17 protein-coding genes, 1 tRNA gene and 1 pseudogene are annotated in these 17,697 nt (G+C 71.3%); 3 read left to right on the top strand and 16 right to left on the bottom strand.

From position 1 onward, the window contains the following. Positions 1–96: 96 nt before the first annotated feature. Entirely contained in the window at positions 97–1,608 is a 1,512-nt protein-coding gene (locus ACZ5C2_RS08690) for a PP2C family protein-serine/threonine phosphatase (protein ID WP_468788011.1), read from the bottom strand. 505 nt (positions 1,609–2,113) lie between these two features. Between ACZ5C2_RS08690 and ACZ5C2_RS08685 the strand changes: the two genes are divergently transcribed. Next, positions 2,114–2,779, top strand: a complete 666-nt coding sequence (locus tag ACZ5C2_RS08685; RefSeq protein WP_468788009.1) for a bifunctional DNA primase/polymerase — start codon at positions 2,114–2,116, stop codon at positions 2,777–2,779. A 925-nt stretch (positions 2,780–3,704) separates the two neighbouring features. Here ACZ5C2_RS08685 and ACZ5C2_RS08680 read toward each other — a convergent pair. The 3 genes from ACZ5C2_RS08680 to ACZ5C2_RS08670 form a co-directional block, all read right to left on the bottom strand. Continuing rightward, positions 3,705–4,670: a DUF5926 family protein gene (locus ACZ5C2_RS08680; protein WP_468788007.1), complete on the bottom strand. Its 966-nt coding sequence runs from the start codon at positions 4,668–4,670 to the stop codon at positions 3,705–3,707. A 310-nt stretch (positions 4,671–4,980) separates the two neighbouring features. After that, positions 4,981–5,538, bottom strand: coding sequence for an ATP-binding protein (locus ACZ5C2_RS08675; protein WP_468788005.1), 558 nt, complete (start codon positions 5,536–5,538; stop codon positions 4,981–4,983). Positions 5,539–5,801: 263 nt separating this feature from the next. Continuing rightward, entirely contained in the window at positions 5,802–6,632 is an 831-nt protein-coding gene (locus tag ACZ5C2_RS08670) for a glycerophosphodiester phosphodiesterase (RefSeq protein WP_468788003.1), read from the bottom strand. 288 nt (positions 6,633–6,920) lie between these two features. On the opposite strand from ACZ5C2_RS08670, the gene ACZ5C2_RS08665 reads away from it, so the two are divergent. Together ACZ5C2_RS08665 and ACZ5C2_RS08660 are read left to right on the top strand one after the other, a co-directional pair. Then, positions 6,921–8,465: a S1C family serine protease gene (locus ACZ5C2_RS08665; RefSeq protein WP_468788001.1), complete on the top strand. Its 1,545-nt coding sequence runs from the start codon at positions 6,921–6,923 to the stop codon at positions 8,463–8,465. A 64-nt stretch (positions 8,466–8,529) separates the two neighbouring features. Further along, positions 8,530–8,616, top strand: a tRNA-Ser gene (locus tag ACZ5C2_RS08660). Positions 8,617–8,751: 135 nt separating this feature from the next. On the opposite strand, the gene ACZ5C2_RS08655 is transcribed toward ACZ5C2_RS08660, so the two are convergent. The 12 genes and pseudogenes from ACZ5C2_RS08655 to ACZ5C2_RS08600 form a co-directional block, all read right to left on the bottom strand. After that, a complete protein-coding gene (locus ACZ5C2_RS08655; RefSeq protein WP_468787999.1) occupies positions 8,752–10,128 on the bottom strand; it encodes a tyrosine-type recombinase/integrase in 1,377 nt (458 codons plus the stop codon). Positions 10,129–10,190: 62 nt separating this feature from the next. Then, positions 10,191–10,376, bottom strand: coding sequence for a helix-turn-helix transcriptional regulator (locus ACZ5C2_RS08650; RefSeq protein ID WP_468787997.1), 186 nt, complete (start codon positions 10,374–10,376; stop codon positions 10,191–10,193). A gap of 182 nt (positions 10,377–10,558) precedes the next feature. Then, positions 10,559–11,707 carry a DUF3631 domain-containing protein gene (locus ACZ5C2_RS08645; protein WP_468787995.1) on the bottom strand — a complete coding sequence of 383 codons (1,149 nt, stop codon included), beginning with the start codon at positions 11,705–11,707 and terminating at the stop codon, positions 10,559–10,561. After that, on the bottom strand, positions 11,704–12,039 hold the full coding sequence (locus tag ACZ5C2_RS08640; protein ID WP_468787993.1) for a hypothetical protein: 336 nt from the start codon (positions 12,037–12,039) through the stop codon (positions 11,704–11,706). Before ACZ5C2_RS08640 ends, ACZ5C2_RS08645 begins: the two co-directional genes overlap by 4 nt. A gap of 80 nt (positions 12,040–12,119) precedes the next feature. Beyond that, complete coding sequence (locus tag ACZ5C2_RS08635; protein WP_468787991.1) at positions 12,120–13,028, bottom strand: bifunctional DNA primase/polymerase; 909 nt, start codon at positions 13,026–13,028, stop codon at positions 12,120–12,122. 88 nt (positions 13,029–13,116) lie between these two features. Beyond that, positions 13,117–13,911, bottom strand: a complete 795-nt coding sequence (locus ACZ5C2_RS08630) for a deazapurine DNA modification protein DpdA family protein (protein WP_468787990.1) — start codon at positions 13,909–13,911, stop codon at positions 13,117–13,119. A 14-nt stretch (positions 13,912–13,925) separates the two neighbouring features. Further along, positions 13,926–14,393 carry a hypothetical protein gene (locus ACZ5C2_RS08625; RefSeq protein ID WP_468787988.1) on the bottom strand — a complete coding sequence of 156 codons (468 nt, stop codon included), beginning with the start codon at positions 14,391–14,393 and terminating at the stop codon, positions 13,926–13,928. 207 nt (positions 14,394–14,600) lie between these two features. Continuing rightward, on the bottom strand, positions 14,601–16,715 hold the full coding sequence (locus ACZ5C2_RS08620) for a P-loop NTPase family protein (protein WP_468787986.1): 2,115 nt from the start codon (positions 16,713–16,715) through the stop codon (positions 14,601–14,603). Positions 16,716–16,823: 108 nt separating this feature from the next. Continuing rightward, on the bottom strand, positions 16,824–17,024 hold the full coding sequence (locus ACZ5C2_RS08615; protein WP_468787984.1) for a hypothetical protein: 201 nt from the start codon (positions 17,022–17,024) through the stop codon (positions 16,824–16,826). Beyond that, on the bottom strand, positions 17,021–17,188 hold the full coding sequence (locus ACZ5C2_RS08610; RefSeq protein ID WP_468787982.1) for a pRL2-8: 168 nt from the start codon (positions 17,186–17,188) through the stop codon (positions 17,021–17,023). The genes ACZ5C2_RS08615 and ACZ5C2_RS08610 overlap by 4 nt, the downstream gene beginning before the upstream one ends. A 2-nt stretch (positions 17,189–17,190) precedes the next feature. Further along, positions 17,191–17,508, bottom strand: a complete 318-nt coding sequence (locus tag ACZ5C2_RS08605; RefSeq protein WP_468787980.1) for a hypothetical protein — start codon at positions 17,506–17,508, stop codon at positions 17,191–17,193. Then, positions 17,495–17,620: pseudogene (locus ACZ5C2_RS08600) on the bottom strand (RRQRL motif-containing zinc-binding protein); the annotation flags it as partial. The pseudogene ACZ5C2_RS08600 and the gene ACZ5C2_RS08605, both read right to left, overlap by 14 nt. Positions 17,621–17,697: the final 77 nt, after the last annotated feature.

Genomic DNA, 17,697 nt, shown 5'->3' with positions numbered 1-17,697 from the left:
GATCACCGGGCCAAGGGCTCCGGGGGTCGGCGTGCCATGGTCCCGAGCGGATCCGGACGGTGATCCCGGACGGTCGGCGGACCGTGGCCGGGACGGCTAGGCGAACCGCGCCGCGAGCAGCACCACGTCCTCGGCGGAGTCCGCGGTGTCGGCCCCTTCCGGCAGCACCGCGCGCAGGACGTGGTCGGCGACTGCGCCGGGGTCCCGGCGCAGTGCCGTGGGCACTCCCGCCGCAGCCGCGTGCAGCCGCGCGAAGGCGCGGTCGGTGGGATCGCCGGTGCGGTGCAGCAGTCCGTCGGTGTAGAGCAGGACCGTCTCCCCCGGCTCCGCCTGGACCTCCACGCTCGGCGCCTCCCAGCAGGCGAGCATGCCCAGCGGGGCGGAGACCGAGGTCTCGACGAACTCCGTGCGGCGGTCCCCGAGCAGCAGCGGAGGACTGTGCCCGGCCCCGGCGAGCGTGATCCGGCGCAGCGAGGGCTCGCAGTAGCCGAACAGGGCGGTGGCCGACCGGGCGGGCTCGGTGAGCCGCAGCAGCAGCTCCAGGTCGGACAGGACGGCGACCGGATCCTCCCCCTCCATCACGGCATACGCGCGCAGCGACGCCCGCAGCCGGCCCATCGCGGCGACCGCGCTGGGCCCCGACCCGGTGACGGAGCCGACGGCGAGACCGAGCGCGGCGTCGGGCAGCGGCAGCGCGTCGTACCAGTCGCCGCCCCCGCGCGGGGAGGTGCGGTGCCGCGCGGCGAGCTGGACACCGGCGACCCGGGGGAGGCGGGAGGGCAGCAGCTCCTCGGCCATCGTGGCCATGGACGCGCGCGTGCGCTCGAGTTCGAGCAGGTGGGCCAGGTGCTCGGCGGCCTGGCGGATGTAGAGGCCGACGAGGTGACGCTGCCGCTCCGACGGTTCGGCCGGCTCGTCGTAGAGCCAGACCGCGGCTCCCAGCCGTCCGGTGGCCCCGGTGGTGAGGGGGAGAGTGAAGCTGGCGGCGTAGCCGAGGCGGGCGGCGACCTCGCGGTGCCGGGGGTCGAGTCCCTTTTCGGCGAACAGGTCGGGCTCGGCGATGCCGTCGTCGGCGCCGTGCAGGCCGTCCAGGATCCTGCCGTACGACAGGGAACTGCGCGGCACCGTCTCCATGTGGCCGAGATCGGCGCGGGCCAGTCCGAGACCGATGGTGGTGACCGGGCCGAGCCCGTCGGCGGGTTCCAGGGCCACGAGACCGCGCCGCGCGCCGACCAGTGCGGCTCCCGCGCGCAGCAGTTCCTGGAGCGCGTCGTCGAGCGTGCTCGCGCGGAGCAGGCGTTCGGTGAGTTCGTGGAGGGTCGTGAGGTCGGAGACCCAGCCGGCGAGACGGTCCTGGAGAAGCGCGCCGGGTGCGTTCTGGAGGTTTGCCGCAGGGGCGGGTGAGGTACCCGTGACGGACGCGACAGTGTGTGCGGGTGCGGGAACCGTTGAATCGATTCCGGCCACTTTCGGAGGGTGCGGGGCGTTCATGGCGTCCGGCTTTCCGGACGGTATGTACTGCTCAAAAGCATCGCAAACCCCCATGTCGTTCTGCGTCGCCGGCAGTGTCTCCACATGTACACGTACTCGTGAGGAGATGTCCAGCATTGTCCTGCTGGGATTCCTGGTGTCCGTGAGGTTGAAGGGAACTCCTCGCAGACCTCTTGCCGAAAAGCGAAGTTGGCTTGAAACTGCCTCAGGGGGAGGCATATTGCGGTCGACTGGCCTTGCTCGACGGAAGCGTCACAGCGGTCGTGATGGGTACGTACTCGGTGAAGGCCAGTGGTGGTGGGAAACCGCTCGGGAACCTGGCGACGGACCCGGGCGTCATAACCACCGACGACCGTGCCCCATCCTCCCGTGGCGGAGGCGGAGAGAAACACGCGCGACGGCAAACGCCAGACTTCGCCACCCCCACGCCACGCCCGTACTTCTGATAGACGCAGTATGGGCGGAACGGCCGCGGAGGCAGCCCATGCTCGGCCCATAGGGGTTCCCCCTGCCCGGCGCGGGGGTGTGATGCGCCAACAGGTACGCACAGTGAAGTGATCGACACATGACGTGATGTGGTCCACGGTGTTGCCAGGCGTGCAACGGAAAGGAACGAGCGCATATGCGCGAGATCCTCGGAAGGCGACGCAAGCTCCTGTCCCGACGCGGCGACGGAGGGCCTGAGCTGATCGGTGCGGCCCTGACCTACGCGGCGCAATGGCAGTGGCCCGTACTCCCCGGCGTGGCGGCCGACCCGCAGGGCCGGTCCCGCTGCGGCTGCCCCGACCCCGAGTGCACAGTGCCGGGTGCCCACCCGTTCGACCCCGGCCTCCTCGCCGCCACCACCGACGCGCGCATGGTGCGCTGGTGGTGGAGCAACCGGCCGACGGCGCCCATCATCCTGGCCACCGGCGGCAATGCCCCGTGTGCGGTGTCCCTGCCTGCCCTGCCGGCCGCCCGGGCCCTTGCCGCGCTCGACCATCGCGGCATGCGGCTGGGCCCGATCGTGGCCTCGCACGCCCGCTGGTCGATCCTGGTGCGGCCGTACTCCATGGAGCAGTTGGGCGAGCTGCTGTACGCCAAGGACTTCGTCCCCGGTTCCCTGCGCTTCCACGGCGAGGGCGGCTACCTCGCCCTGCCCCCGTCCGAGACCGCACAGGGCGGAATCCGCTGGGAGCGCGCGCCACTTCCCGGCTCGGCCTCCCCCTGGGTGCCCGGCGTCGAAGCCGTGGTGGACGCCGTGGTCGAGGCCCTCACCCGTTCGGGTGTGAGCGCGCCCGAAATGTAGCGGGTAACGGCGCGCGCCGCGCCGGGCCGGCCGCCCCGGGACGCTGTCTTCCCGGGGCATGCCGCTGTGTACCGGGCGCCGGGTCGGCCGGAGCGCTCGTCCGCTCGCCCTCACGGGCGTCGTGGCGGCCTGTGTGATCGTGCTGCCGCCGGCGCTGGAATCCGCGGGCCCGGCCGGCCGGCGGTACGCCTCCGGGCCCTCGGCGCCCGAGGGCTCCGCCGCTTCGCGGATCCCGCCGCACGTGGCGGCGCGGCAGGGCGGGGACCTCGGCCGTCGGAGACCTGTCGCCGCCCGGCCCGCACCTGTCCACCGCCGTGCGGTGCGGTCCCGCGCTCTCCTCCCCCGACGGCATCGAGGCACAGACCCGTGTGCCGGCGCAGGGCGAGGAGGCCCGGGCGCCGACCTGCCATGGCAACGCCAGCGGTGAGGGACTGGTCGCCGTGCTGGGTCTCGGCGCCGGTGGCCGGACCGTGCGGACGTACTGCGCCGTGGCCGCCGGTGAGGAGCCCGCTTCGGGTGAGGCGCCGTGTGGGCGGGGAGTGGGGCGGTCCCGCGCCCATACCGCGGTCGCGGACGGCGCCGGAGGAGGGCGTCCGCTGCTGGGCCCGGGAGCAACTGAGCGGCGGGGGGCGACGATTGGCCGGTAGCGGCGTGCAAGGAGCAGACGGAGACGGGCCGTGGGGCCGGCGGTCGCACTGCGTGAACGGTGACCCGCACGCAAAGACCCGGTTGCTGGCGACGGGGGATGCACCAGCAACCGGGCTAATGGAACGGTAACAAGAGATCGGCGGTTCGCAAATTCGATCTCGGCTTTCCGGTCACCGACTGGCCTGCCCGCGCCGGGAGTTGCGCAGGAAACCGGTGGTGCCGGACCGGGCGGTTCCGCCGGTCGGCCGCCGACGGAACCCGAGGATGCGCCGGTGCCTCAGCTGAGGGTGACCTGGCGGTTCGTCAGCCCTCCGCGCGCACGGCGCTCGTCGGCGGTGAGCGGCGCGTCCGTGTCCAGTGCGGCGGCGAGCCGCTCGGCGAACTCGGCGGCCGGCTTCTCCACGTCCTCGGCGCCGACCCCGCTGGGCAGGTCCCAGACCGGCACGGTGAGCCCGTGAGCGCGGAAGGAGCCCACGAGGCGGGTGCCTTCGCCCAGCGAGGACCGGCCCGCCGCGTGCAGTCGCGCGAGAGCGTCCAGAAGCTGCTCCTCGGAATACGGCATGACCCACCGCAGATGGTTCTTCTCGGGCGTCTCGCACCAGTACGCGGAGTCCACGCCCGACAGCTTGACGGTCGGGATGGCGGCAGCGTTGGCCCGCTCCAGGGAGGCGGTGACCTCCGGCGTGGCGTTTTCCGGATCCGGGACCCAGAACTCGAACCCGCTGTGCACCACCGGCTCGAACGCGCTCTCGGGAGCCAGCAGGTCCTGCAGCCGGGGGCTGTCGGCGGGCACGCGCCGCGCCTGGACGGGGGTGCCCGGTTCCGCGGCGAGTGCGCGCCGCAGGGTGTCGGCGAGATCGCGGCTGATGTCTCCGGAAGAGGTGTCGTTCTGCAGGCCGATCAGGACCGAGCCGTCGTCGCGGCGCAGCGCCGGCCAGGCCATCGGCAGCACCGTGGCCAGGGTGACCGACGGGACCCCTTCGGGCAGGCCGTCCTTGAGCGTCAGCTCGACGGTGGCGGCCGGCACCAGTTCGCGCAGCGCCACCCAGTCGCACTCGCCGGGCAGACCCTCGAACGGGCGGTGCACCAGCTCGGTCACGGCATGCGCGGCGGCGCGGCCGTGGCACGCCTTGTAGCGGCGGCCGCTACCGCAGGGGCAGGGCTCACGGGCGCCGACGACCGGGATCTGCCCGTCCGTGAGCTGAGGGCGCTTGGCCTTCGTCTGAGGTCGCTTCTTGGCCATCGTGGGTGTCTCCCGGTTACGGCTCGTCTCGTACGGGCGCGAGCCTAGCCGTTCATGCCGCAGCCGACGGGAACCTGTGGACAACGTGCCGGGCTGTGGACAACCGCGGACACCGCGGGCAGTAAGAGAAGGCGGCCCTCGGCCGGGGGCATCGCCGATCCGGGTCGTCCTTCACCCCGTGACCGTCTTTCTCCGCGACGGTCCTTGAAGGGGGAAGGGCCTTCCTTGACCGGTGAGGGTCCTCGGCCCTGACCGTCCCCTGGCCCTGACCGTCCCCCGGCCCGGGCTCGTCCCCGGCCCGGACCCGCCCTCAGTCGAGGTCGTCGAAGACGTCCGCGAAGTCCAATCCCGTGATGCGGGAGATCGGGGGAGCCGTCGCGCGCGGGGCGAAGTCCTCGCGCCGGTGTCCGGCTCCCGCGTCCGGGTCGTACACGTCGTCATGGACGACGACCCACACCGTGACCTCTCCCGGCACCTCGTCGCGCACGCCCCAGTCGTCGGCCAGCGCGGTGATGATGTTCAGCCCCCGGCCGCCGTGCGCCGTGACCGACGGGGTGGCCGGCGCCGGGCGGGTCGGACCGCCGCCGTCCGTGACCTCAAGAACGAGCCGGCCGCACGGGTCCACCCGCCACGCGGCACGCACGGCACCGTCGCCGGCGAGGGCGTCGCCGAGCGGCCGACCGTGCTTGCACGCATTGCTCAACAGCTCGGACAGGATCAGTACGGCATCGTCGATGACCGTGTCCGCCACGCCCCCGTCGCGCAACTGCGTGCGCATACGGTGCCTCGCCTTCCCCACGCCCGCAGGGCCATGGGGTACGGCCATGCTCGACGACGTGGGCACCTCCTGTGCCACCACCAACGCCACCCCCGAGACCTCCTTCGCCCCACGCCACGGTGTGGATGCCCCATTGGCCTGAACCGGAAACCGGCCAATCCATGACGGGTGACGCACTCGAAACGATCGAATACGTACCGAACGCGCCGGAGCACTCCCTGTAGCCGTGTGGCTGGATTTCTTCGGTGTGGCCGAGATGTGAGGATGGCCCGGTCCGCGAGCTGGGTCAAGACGCCTGCACGGAGTTCTTGGGGCGGATGGGGCGGAAGTGGCAAGAAAGGATCACGGCGGGGTCAGCGGCCGAGCCGGTCGAGCACCGCGCGGGGCCGGTTGGTGATGATGGCGTCCACGCCGAGACGCACGCAGAGATCCACGTCCTGGGCTTCGTCCACCGTCCACACGTGCACCTGGTGGCCGGCCTGCTTGAGGCGCTCGATATACGCGGGGTGACTGCGCGCGATGCGGATCGAGGGCCCCGCGATCCCTACACCGACGGGCAGCCGTCCGTCACGCAGGCGTGGTGTGACGAACTGGGTGAGGTGAACGGTGGGCAGCGCCGGTGACGCGGCGCGCACGCGGTGCAGCGACCGCGCGGAGAAGCTCATCACGCGCACCGGTGAGTCCTCGGGGGCGGCGGGCGCGTCGAGCCCGAACCGTTTGAGCAGGAGCAGCAGCCGCTCCTCCACCTGCCCCGCCCACCGCGTGGGGTGCTTGGTCTCGATCGCCAGCTCGACCCGGCGCCCGGCATCGGAGACCAGTTCCAGCAGCCGCTCCAGAGTGAGCACGGACGTGGCCTCCCGGTCCTCAGGGCGGTGCTCCCAGTCGGGCTCCTCGACGCGCGGCCCTCCGGCGGGGTCGCGGCTCTTCCAGGAGCCGAAGTCCAGGGCGGCGAGATCCGAGAGCTCGAGTGCGGAGACCGCACCGCGCCCGTTCGACGTACGGTTGACCCGACGGTCGTGAACGCACACGAGGTGGCCGTCGGCGGTCAGCCGTACATCACATTCGAGCGCGTCCGCACCGTCCTCGATCGCCTTTCGATATGCGGCCAGGGTGTGTTCGGGGGCATCCTCGGAAGCCCCGCGGTGCGCGACGACTTCGGTCGGGTGCTGTCGTGCGTGGGTCACCGCGTCATGGTGCCACCGCGCGCGGGTAGACGTGTGGCCGGAGTGGTGTGAGCTGTGTCGACGTTCGGTCGGAGGCATCGAGTGGCGCACCTTACATGAGTAATGCCCTATATAAAGAATGACCCCGGACCCACAGGAACGGCTTATGGTGCCCTGACGGCCCATGGGAAAAGCTGACGTCATACAAAGAGACATGCACAGCTGCATCGCGCCGGACTCGTGGACGTGCGTGAACGAGCGGTACCGAGTGCGACCGAGAACAACAGCCGTGGATCGAGGAGAGAAGCTGTGAGCACCGAGAACGAGGGCACCGCGGTCCCACCGGCCCCGTCCGAGCCGCCGCCCGCGCCGGTGGATGCTCCCGCTGCTTCGGCGTACCAGGACCACCCGGCCCCGGGAGCGGCTCCGGCACCGGCCGCGCCGTCGGTGGGCGGCCACGCCGTGGACGGCCAGGGACACGCGGCCGGCCCGCAGGGCCCCGCGGCCGGAAACGGCTACGGGTACGGCCCGCAGGGCACCCATGGAAACCCGGACCCCGCCGCCCAGGGAGACGTACCTGCCGGCCCTCCGGCCGACAGCGGGGCCCACTCTCCCTCCGCCCCCGACGCCTCCTGGCCTCCGCCGCCTTCGCCGGCCACTCCGTCGTACGGCGACGGCGGTGCCGGACAGGGCGGCGGCTGGGGTTCCTCGTACCAGCCTCCGCCGCAGCCGAAGAACGGCGGCGGGCGCGGCCGCATGGTCGCTGCGGTCCTGGTGGCCGCGCTGGTCGCGGGCGGCGCGGGCGGCGGCCTCGGCTACACGCTGGCCAAGGAGAACGACAGCAGCGGCTCGACGACCGTCTCGTCGTCCACCAGCGGCGGCAACGTGAAGCGCGACCCGGGCACGGTCGCCGCCGTGGCCGCCAAGGCGCTGCCCAGCACGGTCACCATCGAGGCCGAGAGCAGCAGTGGCGAGGGCGGCACCGGCACCGGATTCGTCTTCGACACCCAGGGCCACATCGTCACCAACAACCACGTGGTGGCCGAAGCCGTCGATGGCGGCAAGCTCTCGGTGACCTTCCCGAACGGCAAGAAGTACGAGGCGGAGGTCGTCGGCCACGCGCAGGGCTACGACGTCGCGGTCATCAAGCTGAACGAGGCCCCCTCGGACCTGAAGCCCTTGCCGCTGGGCAACTCCGACGAGGTGACCGTCGGCGACTCGACCATCGCGATCGGCGCGCCCTTCGGTCTGTCCAACACGGTGACGACGGGCATCATCAGTGCGAAGAACCGCCCGGTGGCCTCCAGCGACGGCACGGGCAGCCAGGCCTCGTACATGAGCGCGCTGCAGACCGACGCGTCCATCAACCCGGGCAACTCCGGTGGTCCGCTGCTGGACGCGCAGGGCAACGTCATCGGCATCAACTCCGCGATCCAGTCCACCAGCAACGGCGGCTTCGGCACCGGGCAGGCCGGCTCCATCGGCCTGGGCTTCGCCATCCCGATCAACCAGGCCAAGTACGTCGCCCAGGAGTTGATCAAGACGGGTAAGCCGGTGTACGCCAAGATCGGCGCATCGGTCTCCCTGGAGGACACGACGGGTGGCGCGAAGATCACCGAGCAGGGCGCGGGCGGCTCCGAGCCCGTCGACCCGGGTGGCCCCGCCGACAAGGCAGGCCTCAAGCCCGGCGACGTCATCACCAAGCTCGACGACCGGGTCATCGACTCGGGCCCGACCCTGATCGGCGAGATCTGGACGCACAAGCCCGGCGACAAGGTCACGATCACCTACGAGCGTGGCGGCAAGGAGCGCACCACGGAACTCACCCTGGGCTCCCGCGTGGGCGACAGCTGACCGCACCGACGCATCCCGAACCCGTTACCCTGGTCCCCGCGCCGCCGGTCACCGGCAGGCGCGGGGAGGCGTGCCCGAGCGGCCTAAGGGAACGGTCTTGAAAACCGTCGTGGCAGCGATGTCACCGTGGGTTCAAATCCCACCGCCTCCGCGCAGGTCATAGACGTTGCAGGTCAGAGAGGGTGTCCCGTCCACCGGGGCACCCTCTCTGCGTGCACCTTGTCTCACCCTGAATCGCCGGTATCCCACTTCTGACCAGCGCGTGCGGCCAACCTGCGGCCAGTAATCAGGGCCCCTCGGCCCCGCCCTCGTGCTCCGCCAAACCCTGCTCGATCAGGGCGTTCATCCTGTCCTCCTCGCCGTCCAGCACCTTGGCGTAGTAGCGCTGGAGTACGGCGACGCTCTGTCCCGCGCGGCGGGCCGTCTCGGCCAGGCTCACCCCGGAGCGGAGCCAGAACGACACGCACGCGTGCCGCAGGTCGTACGGGATGGCGGCCAGCGGAGAGGCGACCTGCGCGGGCGTAAGCGCCTTCCGGCGGGCCTCTTTCCACACAGCGCCGTACTCCTGCGACCGGACCGGGCCGCCGCGCACGGCGCTGAACAGCCGGCCGTCAGCCGTCGCCCCGATGGCTTCGATGTGCTCGCGCAGGATGCCGACCAGTACGGGCGGGATAGGCACCGGGCGGACCGCGCGGCGTGCCCGGTGCTTCAACTGCCGCTCCTCGTACGGCTTGCCGTCGTCCGTCCATGCCGATCCAACCTGCGGCCGGGCACCGGCGAGCATGAGTCGTCCCCACCCGTCCGTGGGGAGATCGCACTGGTCAGCGCTGAGCATGGACACTTCTTCCGGCCGCATCGCCGCGTAGTAGATGCACGCGAAGAAGGCAACGAGGTGGGCCCCGCGGGGCCCCTGTGCGCGGACGGCGTCCAGCAGCGCCCGTGCTTGCGCCGGCGTGGCGACGCTCCGCACGTCCAGCTCTTCCACTGCCTTAGGCGTCTCCCAGTGGACGCGGTGCAGCGGGTTGCCGGGCAGTAGCTCATGCTCCACGGCCAGGCGCAGACAGTTGCTCAGCACCGCGCGACGGCGGCGGAACGTGTTGGCGGCGGCCGGCTTGCCGTCCTGCCGCTTGGCCAGGTGTTCCAGCACCGTGCGAACGCGCTGCGCACTGTCGAGGTCGACCACGGCCGGGGTGTTCCGCTCCACCCACGCCAGCGCCTTGGACTCCGCTTCCGGCGGTTCCTGGTCATGGCGTCCCGCGTTGAACCCCCACTGATAGAGCGCACGGCGCAAGAGGTCGTCTGCCGGCCGTCCCTTGCCCGTGGGACAGAGAGCCATCGTGGCGATGGTCAGACTCTCCGAGATGCTCGCGCGGTGCTTCGCTGCCGCCGTCGGCCACTTCCGGGCGGCGTGCGCGCGGGCGTGGGCGTACCAGTTCGTGCGGTTCCGCTCGCGCATCTCCGAGACGGGCAGGCCGGTTTCCGTGTCGAACGATTCACCCTTGCGCGTCGCGGTCAGCAGCTCGGCGCGGCGCGCGTCGGCGAGCGTCTTGGTCGCGAACTTCTCCTGATGTTCCTTGCCGTCCACCTGCCACCGCAGTTGGAACGGAGCGGCCTTGCTCGGACGCTTACGGATGTTCCAGATACGCACGTCGTAGCTGTGCATTGCTCTCCTTCACGAGACGGGGACCCCGCCACGTGGCGGGATCCCCTCAGGTCGGTTGTGGGTCAGGCGCACATCTCGTGCTTGGCCCACCACGCGTCCAGGTCGCTGCGACGGCAACGGATCTGCCCGTTGGGCAGCTTGATGAGCTTCGGGGCCTTGCCGCGGGCACGCATGCGGTAGAAGGCGGCGCGGCTCATCTCGATCTCTTCGAGCACTTCGGGGAGCTTGAGCATCTTGGTGCTGGCCAAGGTGGTGACTCCTTCGCGGGACAGGCTGAAGGGGGTACCTCTGAGGGGCGCTACTTCCGCTACCGCCGCTACCGCGCAGGTCAGGGGCCTGTTCGGGGTAGCGGGAAGGGGTAGCGGTAGCGGATGGGTAGCGGCGGGGTAGCGGCAACCGGGGCCGGTTGCCGCTACCCCGTTTGCGCTGGTCAGGCGGCGTTTTCGGTGTCCGGTAGCGGAAGTAGCGGACTTTCCGGGGGAGGGGGGCAGTAGCGTTGCCACGCGTCGTGCAGATCGGTGGCGTAGTAGCCCTTCAACACGCTTCCGGCGGTCTTGATGTTGCGGGAGGCGATCGGCTCGTTGTCGGCCGTCATGTACTCCCCGAGCATCCGGGACAGGCGCCGGTTGTCGAGCGGCTTGCCGTTGAGGTCGGCCCACGGGGCGTCATCGAGGGCGTTGAGCCGGTCGATGATGGCGATGGTGGGCAGGCGGTCGATACCGACCATCACGTGGTCGCGCAGGTCGGTCAGCAGCCGGACCCCGAGACTGCCTTTGTCGTTGGCCTTGGAGGCGCGGACCAGGGTCACGCATGCCGCGCGTGCCCGTTCGGGCCAGTGGCCGCCGATGGCGTCGGCGACGGCGAGGAGGGGTTCCCACACGTCGGCCGGCCGGTCGCTCACCCCGTCGGGCATGTCCGGCCACGCCCCCATGACACGGTCCCGTACGTGCTCGGCCCAGGTGGTGAGCCGGTCCCGCAGGGCGTGCCCCTCGGCTTCGTGGATGCGGGCCCGGAAGGGTTCCACCTTCTCGTTCCTCGCCCGTCGTCGCATGCGGATGATGACGGACCGGCTCAGGATCGTGTCCGGCAGGGAGCCGAGACCGGCGACCGCGACCGCGCAGTACGAGGGGAAGGCCTGAACGGTCTGCTGTCCGCCGTCACCGATGCACCGGTAGGTGACCCCGGTCCGGCGGTGTCCGGCGTTGAGGAACCCGCGCAGTTCCTCGTTGTCCCCCGCCTTGGGACCAAAGACGGTGTCGATCTCGTCGAACAGGATGGTGGGCTTGCCGGTGCCGGCGGACACGGACCGGAACAGGGCGGCGGCTGACGCGTTGACGGCCGTCATGGGCTGCGGCACCAGCGTCTCGACGATCTCCAGCGCGCGTGTCTTGCCCGACCCCGGTTCGGGGGACAGGAACGCGATGCGGGGGGTGGAGTCGAAGCAGTCGAGCAGGTGGGCGTGAGCGTCCCACAGGGCGACGGCGACGAACGCGGCCTCGGTGGGGAAGACATTGAACCGTCGGTGGAAGGCTTCCACCTCGTCCAGCAGCGCGGCCCCGTCGATGGTGGTGGGGGTCATGCGGCGTTCCTCCGTTCCAGCATGGCGGGAACTCCCGCGCAGAAGTGCTTGTGCGCCTCGTACTCGGTGACCAGGGCGGCCACGGCGTCCGGTCCGCGGGCGGTGCCGGTCTGTCCGCAGGGGCAGGCGTAGGCGGCGGTGGGGATGGAGCCGTGCCGGGTGGACCAGCGGGCCCCGTCCCAGTGGTGGCGGTAGACCGGCGAGGCGTAGATGCGGATTCCGGGCCGCTCCGGCGTCGGGTCGGCACTCGGGTGCGCTCCGTCGGCCGGGAACCGGTTCGAGCGAAGAGCAGTGACGACGCCCTGACGGGCGGCGCCTTTCGGCTCGCCCACGGCCGGCCGGACGCTGCCCGGTTCGGCGGCGCGCGGGCCGGGCGGGGTACTGGTTGGGCTCTTAGAGGGGGGAGGGTTGGTCATGCCGCCTGCCCGCGCCGGGGGTTGTGGGCGATGGACCAGTCAAGGCCCCGCCGGATCACGTCGTCGTAGTAGCGCTGCGACTGTGTGGCGTTGCCCGCCGCCGCCTCCCTAAGAGCCTGCTCGACCTGTACGCGGGTGAGGTCGCCGGACGCGATCAGCCGTCCCAGGGCGCGGGCGGCCCGCAGCAGCGTGGTGTTACGGGTCCCGTCGGCGGCGGTGGCCACGTTCAAGGCCTCCTTGGCGAGTGCTACATCCGCATATCGGCGGGATCGCCCCGTGTCGGGCCCTGCGGGCGCCTGTACGGGCTTGCGGGCCGGTTGCAGGATGCTCAGCAGCCATCCGGGCAGCGGGGCGGCCACAGGGGCGCACAGGGCTTCGTACCGTCCGGCGGGGGTGATGCTGCCCGCGGCGACGACGTAGCCGCCGTGCGCTCGGGTGTCGACCAACGGGGCGATACTTCCTGCCGTGTTGGACAGCCGCACACCGTCCGGGGCGGTGAAGTACAGGTGTGTCCCGCCGCTCGCGGTCCGGGTCCGGTAGGTGTCGGGGACGGGGTGGCCGGCGCGCTCGCAGAGCGCTTGGAAGGTCGTCGCGCCGCAAGGCGCGTCCGAACTGCCCTTGTCCTTGGGCACGTCCAGGTCGACCACGACCAGCCCGGACGGGCCGGTCGCGATACCGACGTTGAACGGCGCCCGCGACCAGGCCGCTTGGATGCGGCCCGGGTCGGTCGTGGCGCGCTGCTCCCACTTCCGGTGACCGGCTGCGCACGGCCCGGTACGAGTGCAGGTCTTCTCGCCGTGCAGGGCGGGCCGCTTGGTGCCGGGCCGCAGGGGGAAGACGTGCCAGCCGTGTTCGGCGGCGTCCAGCGCTGCGGACAGCAGCGCTGGACGGGGGTCTTGGGTCATGCTGGAGGTCTCCAGTCCTGTTGAAGGGTGCTGGGTGACAAGGGCGACCGCGCATCTTTGGCGAGAGGGGCGGTCGCCCTTGGCGTGGCTAGGCCGCGTCCAACAGGGGCTGTTGCCATGTGGGCAGGCCGGACAGGACGCGGGTGCGCCAGCGCATGGCGTAGTCGATGCAGTTGGCGCAGTTCTTGTGGGTGTGTCCGGGCAGCGGGGGCCGTCGGCGGGCGTGGTAGCTCCATGCGGCGGAGTCGGCCGAGGCGAGCAGGTGGCCGACGCGTTCCAGGCCGAGGGTCTTGAAGCCGAAGCCGTGCAACTTCAGGCCGCGGGCGGCCATCGCGGTGACGATTGCCGCGCCCTGGTGGGTGGATTGCAGGCGGCACACCGAGCCGAGCCCAACGACCGGTTCGGTCCTCAGGTCGACCCCGGCCCGCTCGTACAGCTCTACGCAGTGTTCGTAGGCCGGCACGGTGTCGCCCTGGATGACCGGCGCGATGCGCAGGTCGGGGGCGAGGGAGCGCAGTTCGAGGAAGTTGGCGACGGTACGCCGCTGGTGCTCGCGCACGCTGAGATGTGTGCCGGCGAACACGTTCGGTCCGGCGGTGCCGCCGTGGATGATGAGGTCTTCGCACATCCAGTCCTGTGGTGCGGCCCAGTCGTAGGGGCCGACGCATTCCCAGATGCGGCGCAGGTCCTGCACGTACTGGCGCGGGGTGCGCGTCCAGCGGCCGTGGCGCTGGAGCTCCGAGAATCCGCCGGAGTCGACCGCGTACGGGCCACGCGCCTCATCCAGCTTGGCGGCGTTGGTGAAGTGCTCGGACTTCAGGAACAGCGGCACGTCGGTGAGTCGGACCCAGTGGCGTTTGTGGGTGGTCAGGTAGAAGCGCACGGACGGGCCGCCTTTCAGCCGTGGAAGTGGTTGCGCTTGAAGACGGCCCGGCGGATGTTCACCGTCGTGCCGCCCTGGTGGTTGCTCGTTCCGAGGACCTGGACGGCGATCCAGCCGCCGAAGATGACGGCGGCGAGGATGATGAGCTGACCGATGAACGCGGTCAGCGCGGCGATGAACGAGGTGAGCAGCAGCAGCCCGCCGCACACCGCGAGGAAGCCGACGCCCCCGAGGGCGACGTTCACCGCCGTGCGGGAGACGGCCGGCTTGGTGACGACCGGGGTGGGCTGCGGGTGGTCGATCGCGTAGCCGGTGACGACACGGCCGTCGGGCAGGACGACGCTCGCTACCGCCGGAACGTGGCCCGGCTGCACCGGCACGACCGGCGCCGGCTGGACGACGACGGGCGACGGTATCGGGGTGGGCTGGTAGGCGGTCACGGCCCGTTCGGCGGGCGCGTGCGGGGTGCGGTCGGGGTACATGCGGAATCCCTTCCGGCCGATGGCCAGGGAGGCAACGGCACCCCCTTGCGGGAGCGCTCTGGAGGGGTGTTTGAGGGGTGTGACCTGCGTGCCTCCCTGACTCCCTGAACGATCATTCGTGCAGGTCAGGCGCAGGGAGGCGGGTCAGGGAGGCGTTCAGGGAGTTCTCCCTGTCTCCCTGACCCGCACGCGGTCGGCTCCCTGCCGTCAGTCGACGGAAGCGGAACCCTCGATGTCGCGGTTGGCGAGGGCGCGGGCGACGCGGTCGCGGGCGACGACCATCACGCCGTCGGACTTGTACGGCTCCGCGCCGGCGTCGTCCAGAACGCGCTTGAGGTCGATGAACGACCAGCCGCCGTACGCGTCGGCGTTCCGTGCGGCGAGCCGCGCCAGGACGTCCTTGGTGCGGACGCGGGGCGCGTCGCCGATGACGGCGGCGATGTCGGCGAGTGGGTCACGCTCCTCGCCCCGTTCGATGGCGTGGAGGGTGGTGACGCCGTCGCGTAGGGCCTTGGCCCGGTCGGTGATCGCGGTGGCGGCGTCGTCGTCGATGTAGTGCGTGCGCACGGTGATGGACGACTGTCCGGCCGGGATGGTGATGCCGTCGGAGGCGACGACCAGGGTTCCCCGGTCCAGGCCGGGCCGGAGCAGGTTCGGGGCGGCGCCGCCGTCGACGGCCTTGTCCCCCAGCGCCATGCGGGCCTGCGACTCGGTACCGAGGGCGAGGGAGGCGCGGGTGTGGGCGCCCTCGCGCACGAGCTTGGGCAGGTTCTCGTTCGTGGGGTCCTGGGTGCCCTGCCACATCAGCACATTCACCGCACGGCCCTGGTTGTGAATCTTCCGCACGGCCATGAAGTACCGGCTGTTGGCCTTGGACCCACCGTAGGGGCGCTTGTCCTCGTCCTTGGCCGGGCACATGAACGCCACCTGCGCCTCATCCACCAGCACAATGAGCGGCGGGAACGTCGTGCCGGGCGGGGCCTGGATACGGCGGTTCATCTCGGTGACCGCGCCTTCCACCATCTCGGTCACCTGGATCACGTGCTCATCCGTCGGCCCCTGAATCAGCGTGGTGGCCAGGCCGTCGAACATGGCCCAGTCACCCACGCCCTTGAGATCCCCCATCAGGAACTGCACCGACCGGTCCAGCGACAGCCACAGAGCCAGGGAGCGCAGGGCCACGGTCTTGCCCTGGTTCGACAACCCCGTGATGAGCAGGTGGCGCTGATACAGGGACAGGGCGGCGGCGTCGCCGCGCAGGTCCTGCCCCCACGGGGCGCGGCCCTTGGCGTAGTCGGCGGTCATCGTCTCGTCGGTGACCAGCGGGGACGGGCCGATCGGCTCGTCCAGGGCGCCGGAGTCGGCGACCCACAGCCGCACGGTGCGGGCGGCCTGCGGGATGGTGATGAACACCTCGTGTTCGTGCCGGGTCAGGTTCTCGGCGAGCTTGCGGCGCTTGCTCTGCACCTCGTTGGTCGACACCCCCGAGGGAAGGGTCACGTCCACCTCGACACCGCATCCGGCGATCGTGATCGGCCCGAGCATGGAGGCGCCGGCGTCGCCCATCTCCTTGATGGCCCTGGTTAGGGCAGGGACTCCGAGGTCGCGCAGTGCCTTGACCACGATGGACGGTGTGATCGGCTCCCCATCACCGGTGCGGACGTTCGCGGGAAGTGCCCACTGGGGTGCGGCGTGCTGCTTGCGGCCGACCGACCACAGGGCGAGCAGGGCGAGGAACGGGCCGATCGAGATCAGCGGGCCCCACACCACCTGCACGATGCGGATCAGTAAGGCGATGAAGTCGATGGTCGCCGCGAGCGGAGTGACGACGTCACCGGCCTGCCCGGAGTTGATGGCCATGACGATGCCGAGGGCGACCAGCACACCGATGCTCATGCCGGCGCCTACGGCTACGCCCTTGGCGGCGTCGACGGGGGAGTGCAACAGGTCCATGCGGCGGTGGTGGCGGGCGGCGCGGAAGCGCTGCAACCGCTCCTCCCACTCCTCCGCCGCTTCCAGGTTCCCCGCGGCTTCCGCCGCCCGGATCATCCGCTCATACCGGGAACCGGTACGGCCGTCCCAGGTGCGGCGGGCCACGATCCTGCCGCCGTTGAACGTGTAGAGGCCGTGCCGGACCGCAGCGCGGCCGGCCGACCGGGTGCGCTCATGCGTGACAGCGGTCTTCACCGCGCGGCCGGAGCGAACCCACAGCGGCACCGGCCGAGCGGGCGGCGCGTCCGGCACCACGGTGAGCACCGTGGGGGCGGTGTCGGAGGTCGGGGGGTCGGTGGCCTTGTGAAGGTGCACGACGTTCTCAGACATGCTGGGAGTGCTCCTGACTGCCCCGACAGGGGCGGGAGTGAAGGAGTGAGCCGGGGTGGCCGTGTCCGTGGCAGGGGCGGCCACCCCGGGGCGGCACGAACGTGCGGGTCAGCGGCGGTGGCCGGCCTTGTGGGTGCGACGTGCTGCCTTGCAGGCCGGGCACTTGCGCTCGGGTCCGTCGCCGACGACCGGGGCGGGGATCACCTGGCCGCAGATGGCCCGGGTCACGCCGAACGCGAGGGGTCCGCAGTCCGGGCAGTGAAAGTGCGAGATCAGGACGGGCGCCTTGCCGGTGCGGGGCATGGTCACCACCACCCCTTCGACTTCTTCGGCACGAGGTGGGGGTGGCCGTTGACCATGTGGTCAACGCACTGCGGGCAGTCCTCGCGCGGCTTGAGCTTGCGGTGAATGCTCCGGTCGTGGGCGTGCTGCCAGCACTGGGGGCACTCACCCGGCGGGGTCTGCTTGGCCATGGTCACCACCACCCCGATGCCTTCTTGGTGGCCTTGTCGCGGGCGGCCTCGGTGACGAGCCGCTGCCGCTCGCCGTGCAGGGCGTTCAGCTCGGCGGTCAGCCGCATCTCAGCGGCCGACCCGGTCGACTCGATCCGTTCTTCCGCGCGGCCGGTGCTGTGGCCCCGTACGACGCGGTAGGCGCCGCCGGTGACGGCGCGGGCCATGGCGCGGCGCTCGCGGCCGTTCAGCGGCCACAACTCACCCCGCCGGACCGCTTCCAGCTTCTTCGTGGTGTGCCTGATCTCGCGGTCCAGGCGGCGCAGGTCAGCGTTGCTCATGACGGGTGCTCCCTTCCGGCCCGTGCGGGTCGGGGTAGGTGCAGGGCACGCAGGTGCCCAGCGTGGTGGGGATGACGTATCCGGCATCGCGCCGGCAGGCAGGACAGCGGCGGGGGGGGGGGGGGGGGGGGGGGGGGGGGGGGGCGGGGGGGGGGGGGGGGGGGGGGAGGGGATGGGGATGGGGGGTGT

It is taken from the genome of Streptomyces sp. NPDC031365, from assembly GCF_055569765.1.
This window is presented reverse-complemented; position numbering and strand designations above follow the sequence as displayed.

What these genes read in the sequence shown, in the direction of transcription:
- ACZ5C2_RS08690 (WP_468788011.1), bottom strand. Translation starts at nt 1,608, where the DNA reads ATGCTGGACATCTCCTCACGAGTACGTGTACATGTGGAGACACTGCCG.
- ACZ5C2_RS08685 (WP_468788009.1), top strand. Translation starts at nt 2,114, where the DNA reads ATGCGCGAGATCCTCGGAAGGCGACGCAAGCTCCTGTCCCGACGCGGC.
- ACZ5C2_RS08680 (WP_468788007.1), bottom strand. Translation starts at nt 4,670, where the DNA reads ATGGCCAAGAAGCGACCTCAGACGAAGGCCAAGCGCCCTCAGCTCACG.
- ACZ5C2_RS08655 (WP_468787999.1), bottom strand. Translation starts at nt 10,128, where the DNA reads ATGCACAGCTACGACGTGCGTATCTGGAACATCCGTAAGCGTCCGAGC.
- ACZ5C2_RS08645 (WP_468787995.1), bottom strand. Translation starts at nt 11,707, where the DNA reads ATGACCCCCACCACCATCGACGGGGCCGCGCTGCTGGACGAGGTGGAA.
- ACZ5C2_RS08635 (WP_468787991.1), bottom strand. Translation starts at nt 13,028, where the DNA reads ATGACCCAAGACCCCCGTCCAGCGCTGCTGTCCGCAGCGCTGGACGCC.
- ACZ5C2_RS08625 (WP_468787988.1), bottom strand. Translation starts at nt 14,393, where the DNA reads ATGTACCCCGACCGCACCCCGCACGCGCCCGCCGAACGGGCCGTGACC.
- ACZ5C2_RS08620 (WP_468787986.1), bottom strand. Translation starts at nt 16,715, where the DNA reads ATGTCTGAGAACGTCGTGCACCTTCACAAGGCCACCGACCCCCCGACC.
- ACZ5C2_RS08610 (WP_468787982.1), bottom strand. Translation starts at nt 17,188, where the DNA reads ATGGCCAAGCAGACCCCGCCGGGTGAGTGCCCCCAGTGCTGGCAGCAC.
- ACZ5C2_RS08605 (WP_468787980.1), bottom strand. Translation starts at nt 17,508, where the DNA reads ATGAGCAACGCTGACCTGCGCCGCCTGGACCGCGAGATCAGGCACACC.